Consider the following 13,152-nt stretch of genomic DNA (forward strand, 5'->3'; position numbering starts at 1 on the left):
TTGGGGAGCGGGGCGGGATGGCCGCTCCTATGCCGTCGACATGTCAGTTTGGCGACGCCCGGTCGCGGGCGAACTGCACCAGATCGGGCAGCGCCGCGGCCAGCCGGTCCATGTCCGCGGGCGTGTTGAACAGCGCAGGCGTCACCCGCACACAGGCACCACGCGCGATGCCGTCGCGGTGCACAGTGAAGATGCGATGCCGCTCGAGCAGCCGGCCGGCGAGCGCCGCATTGGCGCCACTGGCGGTAACGCCCTGCACCCGAAACGCGGTGATCGCGCCATGTGCCGCCGGATCGTCGGGCGTCAGCACCTCGATTCCCTGCACCTGCCGCGCCCGCGCCACCCAGCGGTCACGCAGCGCGCGCAGCCGTGCGGCACGCCGGGCGCTGCCGATCGCCTGCTGAAAGGCGAGCGCCGCCGGCACGGTCAGGCTCGCAGCGAAGTCATAGGTGCCGAGATGCACCCGCGCGAACAGCGTATCCGGCCCGCCCGCCGCGTTGGCGGGATGGCGGTCGATTCTGCCCAGCGCGGCCCGGCGGACGTGCAGAAAGCCGACGCCCAGCGGGGCACCCAGCCATTTATGCCCGTTGATCGCCACGAAGTCGCAGTCGAGATCGGGGATGGCGACATCGATCTGGCACCAGCTGTGCGCCGCATCGACGATCACGTCGGCTCCACGTGCCCGCGCCAGCGCGGCGATCTCCCGCACGGGCAGCACCAGTCCGGTGCGATGGGTGAGATGGGTGAGCAGGATCAGCTTGAGCCGCGGGTTGGCGGCCAGCGCCGCCGCATAGGCGTCGATCACCGCCGCGCGCGTGGCAGGCTCGGGCAGGTCGATCTTCACCACCTGCACGCCCCGTCGGTGGGCGAGGCTCGCCATGCACGCCTGCGCGCTGTCGTAATCCAGGTCGGCATAGAGCACCGCATCGCCGGGCTGCAGCCGGTTATAACCCAGAATCAGCGTCTCCAGCGCCTCGGTGGCGTTGCGGGTGAGCACCAGTTCGTCCGCGCCGACGCCCATCGCCGCCGCCGCCGCGTCGCGCGCCGCGATCAGGTCGCGGTTCATGCCGCGCCGGGCATAGAAGCTGGTGTCGCGGTTCACGCGCGCCAGCTGCGCCTGATAGGCTTCGAACACCGGGCGCGGCATCATGCCCCAATTGCCGTTCTCCAGCTGCACCACATCAGCGGGCGGCGTGAACTGGCCGGCGATCTCGCGCCAGTAGCGATCGTCGTCCGCCGCCTCAGCCGCGGTGCCAAGCCCAAGCGCCGGCAGCGCCAGCCCGCCCGCCAGCAGCGAACGACGATCCAGTTCCGTCATCAGAAGCGCAGCTCCAACCGGCCATAATATTGGCCGCCATCGGTATCATAGGGAGCGTTGCGCGAGTAGATCAGGCCGCGATTGGCCTGGTTCGTCGCCTCCGCCGGATAGGTATCGAACAGATTCTCCGCGCCCGCCCGCAGCGTCAGCGCCTTGGCGACGCGCACGCTCACCGATGCGTCGAACAGCGCGATGCTGCCGAAGCGCTGGAACAGCTCGCCGGTGGCGTTGCCGGTCACGTCGGTCCAGGCGCCATAATAGCGGCCGCGCAGCATCACGCCGACGGGCCCGACATCATAGGATAGCGTGCCCGTCGCATTGTGCTGGGGCAGCCGCTCCTGGAAGATGCGGCGCTGGGTGGCATTGGCGATCGCCGCGGTCGTGCCGCTGCGCACCCGCGTCTGGTTGTAGTTATAGGCCAGGCTCACATTCGCCCGGCCCGGCCCCACCGGGCGGGCATAGCTCAGCACCGCATCGATGCCGCGCGTGCGCGTATCGAAGTCGTTGGTGAAATAGCTCACCGAGGTGAATCGATCGGGATTGGCGAAGCTCGCCGGTACCGCGAAGGTGGCCGATTGGCCGAACCGATCGTCCAGGTCGATCTGATAGAGGTCGATCGTCGCGCCCAGGCCGAAATCGGTCTGGCCCACCAGCCCTGCCGTCAGGGTGCGCGACTTTTCCGGGGTCAGCGGCTTGGCGCCCAGCGCCACCGCGATCGGATCGCTGGGGGAAAGCCGGCCTTGGTTGAACACCTGCAACGTGCGGGTATCCAGCCCCTGCGTCACCTGCCGCGTGTTGAGCTGCGCCGGGGTGGGCGCGCGGAAGCCGGTGGAATAGGTCAGCCGCGCCGCCAGCCCGTGCACTGGCTCGAACCGGCCGGCCAGCTTGTAGGTAAAGGTGTCGCCGAATGCCGAGAAATCCTCGTAGCGGCCGGCCGCGCCCAGCGTCAGCGCCTGCACCGGCGCCCATTCCAGATCGACATAGCCGGCATAGCTGCGCTGGCTCCATTCGCCCGCCTGAGCGGGGCTGAATCCGGGAAAGCCGTTGGCATTGGGCGCCAGGCCCGTCGCTGCGCCGGGCCCGACCGCATAAGACGCCGGATCGCCGGCGCCGACGCGATAGATTTCCACGCGCCGCTCGCCGCCGAATGCGACGTTCACCGGCGCGCCCATGCCCACCGGCAGGCGATAGACAAAGTCGGCGTTGAGGTTGAACTCGCGCTGCGTGAGCCGGCCGAGATAGAAGCTGGTCGGGCTGTTCGGCCCAAGCGACGCGTTGAGACTCTCGTTCAGCGTATAGTCGATCCGGCTCTGCCCCTGCGATGCGCTCAGGTCGTAGTGGAAACGGTCGCTGGCATCGCCGCGCACCCCGGTTACGCCCTGATAATCAGCGAAACGGGTGCCGAATCGCGGGGTAAAGCCCACCGGATACAGCTTGGCGAACGAAAAGCCGGGAAAGGCGGTGCTGGCATTGTACACCGAACCAGTGTTCGACGGGTTGCGCCAGTTGAAGTCGGTCACGCCCTCGCCGCTCTGCAGCGTCCCGAACGCATAGAGCGTCGCGTCGTCCACCAGGTCATAATGCGCGTTCACCGATCCGCCGACACGCTCCTGGTCGGGTTGGCCCCAGCGCTGCACCGGATTGGGCACCGACAGCTGCGGGTTTGCCGCCTGGAAGGCGATCGCGTCGGGGCGCTGGCGGGTGCGCGAGGTCGCCTCCGCATGATCATATTGCCCGGTGACGACGATGCTGCCGCGCGCGCCCAGCGCCAGGCCGCCGCGCAACCCCCACTGATATTCGTTGCCATCGCCGGCATAGTAGCGCGATGCCTGGCCGAAAGCGGACATGCCCGGCTTGTCGTCGAGCAGCAGGTTGATCACGCCGGCGATTGCATCCGATCCATATTGCGCCGAAGCGCCGTCGCGCAGCACTTCGACGCGGCCGATCGCGTGGCCTGGAATGCCGGCGAGATCGGGCGCCTGTGCGCCGCGCGTGCCGAGCAGCGCCGAGCGATGGTATCGCTTGCCGTTGACGAGCACGAGCGTCTGGTCGGCCGAAAGCCCGCGCAGGCTGGCGGGGCGGACGAAGGCCTGCCCGTCTGCGGCCGGCAGGCGCTGGACGTTGAACGAGGGCAGCAGCTGCGCCAGCGTATCGTTCAGGTCGCCCGACACGCTCGATTCCAGCATCGCGTTTGACAGCACGTCCACGGGCGCCAGCGTATCGAACTGGGTGCGCCCGCGATCGCGTGTGCCGGTCACCACGATCTGCTCGCTCGTGCCGGCGGCCGCCTCGGCAGTGTCGGTCTGCGCCTGTGCGAACGCCGCAGGCATGGCGAAAAGCTGGAGCGCGACGAGCGCGCTGCCGGTGCGGAAATGCATCGATGGTCCCCTTGGATGGCGGGGCGTCCTGTGGGGACGCTTCTCAAGCCGGGTCGCTAGGCGCCCGCCATGACGCCCCGGCTACACGACCAAGACGGATCGATGAAAATACCAATACAATACCAAGTACGCGCGACTGCTAGAAGGTGAACCCCGCGCGGAGGCCATATTCGCGGGGTGCGCCGTAAAATTCGCGCAGGCCGAACTGGCCGCTGACATAGCGCTCTCCGGTCAGATTGGTGCCATAGGCTTCGAGGTGAAACCGGCCGCTGCGCAGCGTGACGAGCGCCGACATCAGGCCATAGCCTGCGATGCGATCGGAAACCGGCGAATAGGCCAGATAGGTGAAGCGCGGCCCGACATAGCTGTAGTTGATCCGCGGGGTCAGCGTCCGCTCGCCCGGCAGCGCGAAGGCATAGGCGATGCTGCCGCCAAAGGTCCATTCGGGCGAATAGAGGTTCGGGCCCCCCGCGGTGGTGATGATCGCCGGCCGATAGTCGAAACACAGCGGCGGACTGGAAGGCGTGCCGGCCGGGCATTGCGGCCCCAACGTGCCCGATGGGATCCGCCGCGTGTTGACGAAGGACAAGCCCGCGAGGTTCGAGTGCACATAGGCGACGTTGCCGTCCAGACTGAGCCCGCCGAACTTGCTCTGCAGCTGCGCCTCGACGCCCTTGATCGTGCCCTTGGACAGGTTCTGCACCCCGTTGAAGCCGGTGCTCGGCTCGACGATCTCGAACTGGAAGTCCGCATAGCGGTTGTAGAAGGCCGATAGCTGGGTACGCACATGCCGGTCGAGCAGGCTCGCCTTCCAGCCGACCTCGTAGTTCCACACCATTTCGGGCCGGAACCTCGAATTCACGGTGTTGAACCCGCCCGGCTTGTAGCCTCGCGCGACAAAAGCATAGAGCAGATGGTCGGGATTGACCGTCCAGTTGATCGCCGCCTTGCCGGTCACGCGCCCGTCCTCATGGGATCCAGCCAGGTCCGCCACGGCCAGGCCGCCCGCCGGAAATCCGGGAATGCCCGCGCCGATCCGCACCGCGCCCTCGCCGCTTGCCCTGTAGTGCGAATAGCGTCCGCCCAGTTGGACCTGCACGTCCGGCACGATCCGATAGCTCGCCTGCGCGAACACGCCCAGCGTGGTGCGGCGGTTCTCCGGGTCGATGTCTGTGGGGAAGCCGGCCTGGGTCTGGCGGATGCGCACATCGATCTTGTTGCGCTGGAAATAGCCGCCCAGGATCCATTCGAACTGCCCGCCGCCTGGCGAGATCAGGTTCAATTCCTGGCTGTACTGGCGTTCCCGCGCATAATAATCCTCGCGAATGCCCCCGCCGGCGCTCACCGGAGCCTGGGAGGCATCGATGTCGTTGACGCCTTCGATCTTCTTGTTCTGATAGCCGCTGATCGATCGCAGAACCACGCCGCCGGCAAATTCCTTGCGCAGTTCCAGGCTGGCGATGAACGCCTTTTCGCGGATCGCCACCGGCGTGTCGAAGCTCAGCGTATAGATGTCCCCCTCCCGGAAGGCGCCGAATTCGGTGCCGGCGATCGGGCGATAGGCATAGCCGCCGATATCGCGATCGTTGATCTGCGTCTTGAGCAGCGCGCGGAAGCTGCCGGGCTCCCACAACACACCGATGCGGCCGCCCTTCTCGTCCAGCTTGCCGGCCTGGTTGGCGAACGGACCGACATCGGTGAAATAGCTGTCATGGCCGCGATAGAAACCGGCGCCGCGCACCGCCAGGTTGCTCGCCAGCGGCAGGTTGAGCGCGCCCTCCACACCGTAATTGCCCCAGTTGCCGCCGCTTCCCTCGACATAGCCGTTGACGTCCTTCAGGTCGGGATTGCGCGAATTGATGAAGATCGCGCCACCGGTGGAGTTGCTACCCACCAGCGTGCCCTGCGGCCCGCGCAGCACCTCCACGCTCGCCAGATCGTAAAAGCTGTTGGCCTGCACGATCGGCGGCTGGAACAGCCCGTCGACATAGGTGGCGACGCCCGCCGTCACGTTCGGCGAGTTGCTGGCCAGGCCGATGCCGCGGATGTTGATCGCAGACGTGATGCCGGCATCGGTGATCGACAGCGCGGGGGTTGCGTTCTGCAGATCGTTTAGCCGGACCACCGCATTGGCTTTGAGTTCGCCCGAATCGAGCGCCGTCGCCGCAATCGGCACCTTCTGAAGGTTCTCGGTGCGGCGTTGGGCTGTGACGACGATCTCGCCCAGCTGCCCCGCGGACTCCGCCTGCAGCACCGGCTCGGCCGGAGCGGCGGATTCCTGCGCAGCGGCAGGCATCCCCGCGGCGCAGCCGATCACGGCCGCGCCGACAAGCAACACGTGCTTCATTTTCCCTCTCCCACGATTATGGTTATTTCGTAATTTCTGCTGCTTGTTGCGGCTTCCATGCGGCCGCCGCCTGCAGGAAGGCGCCGGTCTCGGCCGTCGCATCCATCTCCTGTCCGGGCGGGAAATAGCTGATCTTGACGACCACCGTGCGTGAGCGCGGGTCGACATAGATATACTGGCCCTGCAGCCCCAGCGCGGCGTAGGCACCGCTATTGTCGAGCAGCCACCACTGCATGGCATAGCCGGTTGGAAGGCCCGGCGCCTTCGGGTCGGCCGGGGTGGAAGCCGCGGTCGAGGTCCGCACCCATTCCGCCGGGATCACCTGCCGGCCATCGGCCTTGCCGCCGTCGAGCATCATCTGGCCGATCCTGGCGAAATCGCGCAGCGTGGCGTTGAAGCCGGCACCGCTGAACTCGCGGCCGGCGCCCGGCTGACCGTCCATGATGTAGAAGGCATCGTGCTCTGCGCCGATCGGCTCCCACAGCTTCTGGCTGGTATAGCCGGCGACGGTGGTGCCGCTCACCCGCTCGATCAGCCAGCCGAGCACCGCGGTATCCAGCGTCTTGTACTGGAAGGTGCTGCCCGGCGCGTGGGCCCGCTTGATCGTACGCGCGGCATCGGCAAAGCGGACGACATTCTTGACGAGCGCATCGATATGATTGCGCGCCGCGGCGCCCGGATGCGCAAAATCATAGCGCTCTTCATAGTCGACGCCCGATCGCATCTCCAGGATCTGGCGGATCGTCACCCCGTCATAGCCGCCGCCCTTCAGCTCGGGCAGATAGGCGGTGACGGGATCGTCGATTGACTTGATCCGCCCCTCACCCAGTGCGCAGCCGATCAGCAGCGAGGTGATCGACTTGGTCATCGACCAGGCGATGAAGCGGGAGCTTTCGTCGCTGTTGTTGCGATAGATCTCGCTGACGATCTTGCCGTCCTTCATCACCAGCAGGGCGTTGGTGTAGGTCCGCTCGAGGAAATCGTCGGCGCGATAGGTCTTCCCGCCGAAGCTGTAGGTGAAATCCAGCGGCGAATCGGCGCGCGGCAGCCGCCAGGGCATGCCGGCATGGGCGACGGTGCGCGTCGTGAACAGCCGATCGAGGCTGCGGAAGGTCAGCGCATTGATGTCGCCGTCCAGCATATGCCAGCGCGCGATCTGCACCGCCACCGGCACGGCGGAAGCGGGTTCGCCCTGCAATTCCGGTGGCAGGCGCTGCTGGGCCATGACCGGTGCTGCCAGGCACAGCGCACCTAGAACGAACGACGTGAAAACTCCTGCTGGCTTGCGCACGCGCAACCTCTCCCCTCGCTGTGGTCGGCCGGTCGCCGACTCGTCAGAGGCGTGAAGATGGCGGCGCGGCCCGCCGCCCGCGGCTCCCAAATGGGATATGCGGGCGTCGGATCGTTAGTGGATCTGCCCCTGCAACGGGCCCAGCGCAGAGGCATAGAGCTTGCCCACCAGATCGGACTGGCGACGGCTGCCCGTCTTGTCGAGAATGCGTTTGCTCTGGATGCGTACCGTGCCCACCGAAACGCCGCGCCGCGCCGCATATTCGGTCAGCGACAGGCCGTGCGACAGCGCGATCGCCAGCTGCGCCTCGGCCGGTGTCAGCCCGAACAGCGACATTACCGCCGTCGTGGAGAAGATCGGCGGCCGCGCTGGATCGACCAGCAGCAGCGCAACCTCGCTGCCGCTGCCCGACATGCCAGAGGGGGTGCTCGCGGCGAGTGCGTCGATCGGCAGCGCCACCGCCTGCACCTGCCCGCCCGCGTCGCAGCCGATCGTCGCGGAGGCGATCTCCGCGCCCTGCGCCGTCGCGAGCAGCCGCCGCAGGCCCGCCCGGCCTTCGGGGCTGAGGGCGCGCAGCCGCCCTTCGACGATCCGCAGCGGCGCGCCTTGGCCGGTCATCCGCACTGCGGCGCGGTTGTGCCAGCGCACATCGCCATCGGCGGTGCACAGCAGGATCGCGGCGCGCAGCCGATCCAGCACGCAGGCCAGCGCCGCTTCCGCCGCCTGCGCCGCCTGCACCGTCATCGAAAGCCGCGCCATCATGTGCAGATGCGGTCCCAGCGCTTCCAGCAGTTGCACGTCGCAGGTTTCCAGCGCGTCGGCGTCCTCGATCCGCCGGTGCAGGATCAGGCTCAGATAGCGGTGCGGCGCGAACTCCAGCAGCAGGCCCGCTCCGCCGCGCAGCCCGATCTGCGCCAGCCGCCGCCGCGTTTCGGCCAGTTGCGGCGAACCCTGCGCGAACCGCTGCCGATCTGTCAGGACGCTCATGGCGGTGCTCGGCAGGCGGCTCGGGTCGATGGTCAGCCGGGGATTGTCCGGGTTGTTGATCCAGCGGTCATGCAGGGCGGCATGCTCGTGCGAATAGGAATCGCGCTCCTGCCAGCCATGGATCAAGCAATTGCCGCGACGGGAATAGATTTGCACCGCGGCGCTGCGCGCGCCCGCCCCCTTGCAAATCTCGTCGAGCACCGATCGCCAGCCCTCGGGATGCTCGCAACAACCGTACAGCGCAGGCAGAATTCGCGTCGCGAAATCGCGTTCCATGGCACCCTCTCCGTCCCGGCCGCCTTGGTGGCGGCATCGTGGCAAGAAAGTTATATTCGATAACAAACGCGCCGCCAACCGTGCGGTGCGGTATCAGCGCATCCGCCGCAGCCATGCATCGAACAGCGCGGTCCATTGCCCAGCGCCGGCGTTGCGCGGCCCCGTGCCGAAGCCGTGCCCGCCTTCCTGGAACAGGTGCAGTTCCACCGGCCGCCCGGCACGTTGCATCGCCTCGGCCAGCAGCAGGGCGTTGCCATAGGGCACCAGCGCGTCGTCCATCGCGTGCGCCACGAACATCGGCGGGGTCGCCGCGCTGATTCGGTCGGCCGGCGATCGGCGGGCGATCAGCGCCGCTTCGGGCATGGGGCCCAGCAGCGCCGCGCGCGAACCGGGATGCGCGGCCGGGCCTGCCATGGCCACCACGGGATACAGCAGCCCGCCGGCCATCGGCAGCGGCGACAGTGCGTCCGCCGCATCCACCGGCGCATACAGCGCCTCCTCCGCGCCGGTCAGCAACGAGGCGGCCAGGTGCCCGCCGGCCGAAAAGCCCAGCACCGCCACCGTCTGCGGGTCGAATCGCTCGGCTGTGGCCCGCGCGCGGATCAGCCGCATCGCTCGCTGCGCATCCTGTAGCGGCACGTCTGCACGCGCCGACCAGCCCTCGCCCGGGAGGCGATAGGTGAGCACGAACACGGCATAGCCGCGCGCGCAGAACGCCTCGGCGATGTCCAGCCCCTCGTTGCGGATCGACACGAAGCCATAGCCGCCGCCGGGCAGCACCAGCAGCGCCGCACCATTGGGCGATGCCGGGCGAAACAGCCGCAGTTCCGGCCGGGCGATGCCGGTGCGGAAGCTTTCCGGCAGTTCGGGCGCGCGTGGTGCCTGGGCGAAGCTGCCGCCCGGCGGCACGCCCGGCCACAGTCCGATCGCTTCGCCTTCATGCCACCCCGCCGGGATCGGCACGCGCGAGGCGGGGATATCCAGGGGCTCGGGTACCGGCTGCAGGGCCATCGCAGTTCCTTGTATTGCTCGCCCCCGGCAAAGGGCGCTTGCCGGGCGACGTCAAACGCTTTAGCTGCGCATAGTCTGCGTAATCGTTTGTTCAAGTCGTCAGCGGAGGCCGCATGCTTCGATCGCCGCCGGGCCCGGATGCCACGGCCGTCGTTCCCACCCGCTGGACGGGCCAGGGCCTGGACAGGGATTCCATTCCCGCCGGGCTGGCCATCCCGCGCTTCGCGCTGGCGCCCACGCGGCGGATCGACGGACTCGATCTGTGGGACATGTGGCCGATCGAGCACGAAGACGGTAGCCAGGTCGTGCTCGGCGGCGCCCGGCTATGGCTCGCGCTCACCGCGCCGTGGCACCCCGATCCGGAAGCGCGCCACGCCGTCGCTCGCATTCGGCTGGTGCGCGAACAGGGAAACCAGTGGCATGTCGACGGCCCCGCTATGCCCGACGGCCTGTCCGCCGGCAGCCGCGAATGGTCCGGCTGCGCGCTGTTCGATCCGGCGACGTCGGTCGTCACGCTCTTCTACACCGCCGCCGGCCGTCGCGGCGAAACCGGCACCAGCTTCGAACAGCGGCTGTTCCAGCTGCGCTTCCGCCTGTCGCTTGCCGGTGACACGCTTGTCGCCAGCGAGCATCGCGATCATTGCGAAAGCATCGTCGCCGATGGCAGCTGGTATCTGCGGGTCGATCAGCGCGAAGGCGCGGCCGGCACGATCAAGGCGCTGCGCGATCCCGCGCTGTTCCGCGATCCCGCCAGCGGCCGATCGTTCCTGTTCTTCACCGGCTCGCTCGCCGCGTCCGCCTCTCCCTGGAACGGCGTGATCGGCGTCGCCGAAGCGGTCGACGAGACGCTCGACTCCTGGCGCCTGCTGCCGCCCGTCGTCTCGGCCGATGGCTATAACAACGAACTCGAACGCCCGCATATGCGCTTCATCGGCGGGCGCTATTATCTGTTCTGGTCCACCCAGGCGAAGGTATTCGCGCCCGATGGACCGGTCGGCCCCACGGGCCTGTACGGCATGGTCGGCGCTGGGCCGCTCGGGCCGTTCGTGCCGCTGAACGGCACCGGCCTGGTCGCCGCCAATCCTGTGGAAGCGCCGTTCCAGGCCTATAGCTGGTGGGTGCTGGGCGATCTGCGGGTCACCAGCTTCGTCGATCTGCCACAGGTCCAACGGATGGACGCGGTGGCCGAAACGGCAGCGCGCCGCGCCCGCTTCGGGGGCTATCCCGCCCCCTTCTTCCGTCTCAACCTCGAGGGATCTCGCACGCGGATCGTGTGAGGGCGCTCAGGTGGAGCTGCGCAGGATCAGCTGGGGCTCGATCATCCGGCTTTCGGTTGCCTCGCCGGCCAGCCGCCGCAGCAGCAGCTCCACCATCATCCCGGCGCCGCGTCGCAGCTGCTGGTCCACCGTGGTGAGCGGCGGCGAGACCTGCGCGCCCACCGGCAGCCCGTCATAGCCGATCACTTTCACCCGTCCCGGCACGTCGATGTCCAGCTCGTGCAGCGCGCGGAGCACGCCGATCGCGGTCACGTCCGATCCGGCGACGATGCCGTCCGGCAGCTCGGCGATGCCGCGCAGCTGCTGCAGAATGTCTTCATAGGCCGCCTCGGGCTCGAAATGCGACGGCAGCTCGATCAGCGTCTCGCTCAGCCCGCCTTCGTTCAGCACCTGCTTCACGCCCTGCAGGCGCTCGCCGAATTCCGGTCCGCGCGTCGGCCCGGCGAAGGCGATTCGGCGGCAACCGCGCTCGATCAGATGGCGTACCGCCAGCGCACCGCCCGCGCGATTGTCCGATCCCACGGAACAATGATGTTGCCCATAAACTTGCCCACCCCACACGACCATCGGCAAATACCGCCGCGACACCGTCTCGATCACCGCGAACTCGGTCGACTGGCCGATCACGATGATCCCGTCCACCTTGCCCGACCCGATATAGCGGTCCAGCCACCGGTCGCTTTTGGGCAGCACGCGGGATAGCAGCAAGTCATAGCCGTGGTCGCTCAGCGCATCGGCGAGGAAGCCAGTCATCGTATTGAAGAATGGGTCGGAAAGATGCTGCGCCGCCTCATGGCCCAGCGGCACCAGCACGCCGATCGTCATCGTGCGCTGGGTCCGCAAATTGCGGGCGGTGACGTTCGGCTGATAGCCGAGCCGATCGGCCAACGTGGCGATCCGTTGCCGCGTCTCCTCGCTCACCCGGCCCGTGCCGGACAGCGCGCGCGAGATCGTCGCCGTCGATACCCCGGCCAGTTGAGCGAATTCCTTCAAATTCTTGATGTTCGACATGCCCCCGCCGCTCGCACTCGTGATTTCGGCATGATACCGTGCCGATGCAACCACCGGAACCCGCCGCCCAGAGCAGGCGCATGCCGGATAGTCTATCGGTGAAAAAAGCGATTGCAGCAATGCACAATCGATTCCACAAGTCGCCCAGCAAACAAACGTTGCACGATGCGGCACACGAGGGAAGAGGATGAGGATGCAGTTGGATCGGCGGGATCTTCATCGGTGGTTGCTCGGCCTTGGCGCCGCCACGGCCCTCGGTGCCCCCAGCGGGCTGCTCGCCCGGGCTGCGGGCAAAGGCGATCCGTTGCACTTGGTCGATCCGGAACTGCGCGCCGCCGCCCAGGCGATGCTGGGACAGAGCTTCCCGCCACTCACCCGCGCAGGCCTGCCGGCCCTGCGGGCGGCGTGGGTGGCCCCGCCGCCCCTGCCCGCGCCCGCGCCACCGGCCGAGATCCGCTCGGTTCGCGGTCCCAAGGGTGCGCCCGACGTTTCCGTCGAACTGATCGGCGTCCGCGCGCGTCCCGCGCGTTGCCCGGCGATCCTCCATATCCATGGCGGCGGCATGATCTCGGGTCGTGCCCGCAACATGACAGCCTTCTGCCAGACGATCGCCGCCGAATTCGACTGCGTCGTCGTCAATGTCGATTATCGCCTCTCACCGGAAACACGTTTCCCCGGTCCGGTGGAGGATAATTACGCCGTCTTTGCGTGGCTGGTGGAAAATGCCGCCGAACTAGGCGTCGATCCCAGCCGCATTGCCGTGCTCGGCGGCAGCGCCGGGGGCGGGCTCGCCGCGATGGTGACGATGCTGGCGCGCGATCGCGGCGGCGTGCAGCCGTGCCAGCAGATCCTGCTCTACCCGATGCTCGACGATCGCACTGGCAGCACGCGCAAGCCTGCGCCGCATCTGGCGCCGGTGGGCTGGTCGGCGGAGGCGAATGCGTTCGGCTGGAGTGCGTTTCTCGGCGTGCCGGCGGGTTCGGCCAAGGTCCCCGCCGGAGCGGTGCCGGCGCGCGCCCCTAACCTTTCCGGCCTGCCACCCAGCTTCATTGGCGTCGGCGCGCTCGATCTGTTCGTCGACGAGGACCTGGATTTCGGCCGTCGCCTGATCGAGGCCGGCGTGCCAACCGCCTTGCATGTCTCTCCCGGTGCCTTCCATGCCTTCGATTTCGTCGTGCCCGACGCTGCGGTATCCAAGGCATTCACCCAGGCGTGGAAAGCCGCACTCCGCACCGCCTTCGCTAAGGTAGCCTGAT

9 protein-coding genes are annotated in these 13,152 nt (G+C 67.8%); 2 read left to right on the forward strand and 7 right to left on the reverse strand.

What is annotated here, in order from left to right:
* Positions 1 to 43: 43 nt before the first annotated feature.
* From ACNFJ7_RS06885 to ACNFJ7_RS06910, 6 genes are all read right to left on the reverse strand, one after another.
* Complete coding sequence (locus ACNFJ7_RS06885; RefSeq protein WP_019368035.1) at positions 44 to 1,318, reverse strand: aminotransferase class V-fold PLP-dependent enzyme; 1,275 nt, start codon at positions 1,316 to 1,318, stop codon at positions 44 to 46.
* Entirely contained in the window at positions 1,318 to 3,696 is a 2,379-nt protein-coding gene (locus ACNFJ7_RS06890; protein WP_019368034.1) for a TonB-dependent receptor plug domain-containing protein, read from the reverse strand. The genes ACNFJ7_RS06885 and ACNFJ7_RS06890 overlap by 1 nt, the downstream gene beginning before the upstream one ends.
* Before the next feature lie 139 nt (positions 3,697 to 3,835).
* The gene (locus ACNFJ7_RS06895) at positions 3,836 to 6,043 is read right to left on the reverse strand and encodes a TonB-dependent receptor (RefSeq protein ID WP_019368033.1); all 2,208 of its coding nucleotides are present in this window, start codon (positions 6,041 to 6,043) and stop codon (positions 3,836 to 3,838) included.
* A gap of 22 nt (positions 6,044 to 6,065) precedes the next feature.
* Positions 6,066 to 7,268, reverse strand: a complete 1,203-nt coding sequence (locus ACNFJ7_RS06900; protein ID WP_019368032.1) for a serine hydrolase — start codon at positions 7,266 to 7,268, stop codon at positions 6,066 to 6,068.
* 180 nt (positions 7,269 to 7,448) lie between these two features.
* Positions 7,449 to 8,597 (reverse strand): helix-turn-helix transcriptional regulator, encoded by a 1,149-nt coding sequence (locus ACNFJ7_RS06905; RefSeq protein WP_058805411.1) that lies wholly within the window; start codon positions 8,595 to 8,597, stop codon positions 7,449 to 7,451.
* 93 nt (positions 8,598 to 8,690) lie between these two features.
* A complete protein-coding gene (locus ACNFJ7_RS06910) occupies positions 8,691 to 9,608 on the reverse strand; it encodes an alpha/beta hydrolase (RefSeq protein WP_019368030.1) in 918 nt (305 codons plus the stop codon).
* A 113-nt stretch (positions 9,609 to 9,721) separates the two neighbouring features.
* On the opposite strand from ACNFJ7_RS06910, the gene ACNFJ7_RS06915 reads away from it, so the two are divergent.
* Positions 9,722 to 10,885 carry a glycoside hydrolase family 68 protein gene (locus tag ACNFJ7_RS06915; RefSeq protein ID WP_019368029.1) on the forward strand — a complete coding sequence of 388 codons (1,164 nt, stop codon included), beginning with the start codon at positions 9,722 to 9,724 and terminating at the stop codon, positions 10,883 to 10,885.
* 6 nt (positions 10,886 to 10,891) lie between these two features.
* Here ACNFJ7_RS06915 and ACNFJ7_RS06920 read toward each other — a convergent pair whose 3' ends face one another.
* Entirely contained in the window at positions 10,892 to 11,896 is a 1,005-nt protein-coding gene (locus tag ACNFJ7_RS06920; protein WP_019368028.1) for a LacI family DNA-binding transcriptional regulator, read from the reverse strand.
* A gap of 187 nt (positions 11,897 to 12,083) precedes the next feature.
* Here ACNFJ7_RS06920 and ACNFJ7_RS06925 point away from each other — a divergent pair, with 187 nt between their 5' ends.
* A complete protein-coding gene (locus ACNFJ7_RS06925; protein WP_236704408.1) occupies positions 12,084 to 13,151 on the forward strand; it encodes an alpha/beta hydrolase in 1,068 nt (355 codons plus the stop codon).
* The last annotated feature ends 1 nt before the right edge of the window (position 13,152 follow it).

The sequence above is a fragment of the Sphingomonas sp. HT-1 genome (assembly GCF_048568905.1).
Lineage (GTDB): Bacteria > Pseudomonadota > Alphaproteobacteria > Sphingomonadales > Sphingomonadaceae > Sphingomonas.